This window comes from Mesorhizobium waimense (assembly GCF_003601975.1).
Taxonomy (GTDB): domain Bacteria; phylum Pseudomonadota; class Alphaproteobacteria; order Rhizobiales; family Rhizobiaceae; genus Mesorhizobium; species Mesorhizobium waimense.
Genome location: NZ_QZWZ01000172.1, coordinates 1 through 899, shown reverse-complemented (window position 1 = coordinate 899; position 899 = coordinate 1). Strand labels below are relative to the sequence as shown.

Sequence of the window (899 nt, the reverse complement as noted above, 5' to 3'; positions counted from 1 at the left end):
CTCGATTGCTCGCCAGGGACCAGGCCGAAATAGGCCATGAGCTGGCGTGGATTGGAGAAACGCGTGAAGTCACCGACTTCCGCGACCAGCACCACGGCGTTGATCAGCGCGATACCCCGCATTGCCTGCAAGGCGTCAACAACCGGTCGCTGGTTCCATTCCGGGAGCAGGCTGAATATCTGTCCCTCGACCTGCTGCAGGCGCCGCTCCGCATCCATGACGGCGTCGACGTAATCCTGAAATGCGATCTGCTGAGCGGGATGTTCGAAGGCTAGGGTCGAAAGCCATCGCCGGTAAGCCATTCGCCAGGCTGTCCCGCGCTCGTGCTTATGCCCGTGACGCAGCAGAAATCCCTGAAGATGTTGACGCGCTCGCGTCACCACCTGTCGCACGACACTGCGCAGCCGGATCAGGTCGCGCATGGCTTCGTGATCGGTATCGGGCACCCAGACGGGGGTCAACTCTCCGGCCCGATTGAGGCGGGCGAGCATGGTGGCGTCGCGACGGTTTGTCTTCACCCGATCGCCAGGCTTCCTCGGAATCAGCGATGGCGCCACCACGTCGCACCGATGGCCCAGGCTTGTGAGTTGGCGATAAACGCCATAACCGCACGGGCCGGCCTCATAGCAAAACGCCAGCGGCTTGCCGGAACGCCCCAGACGATCGCATAGCTTGTTGATGGCATCAGGGTCGTTGGTAATCTCGCCGAGATATTCCACCGATCCGCCGCGTCCGCTCTCTGCCACAGCGATCGAAATCCGTTCCTTGTGAAGATCCAAACCGACAAATCTGATATGTTCCATATGGCCCGTCTCCTATGCATGAGGCTCTGCGCCGGCCAGCCGGCTTAACCCTCGTACCGTTGCATATCGGATGACGGGCCGCCCTCAGGCCCAGCA

General features: G+C 61.4%; 1 protein-coding gene. It reads right to left on the bottom strand.

Annotated elements, in window-relative coordinates; all coding sequences use genetic code 11:
- On the bottom strand, positions 1-803 hold an 803-nt coding region (locus D3227_RS40445; RefSeq protein ID WP_147377841.1), incomplete at its 3' end, for an IS110 family RNA-guided transposase.
- Positions 804-899 lie beyond the last annotated feature (96 nt).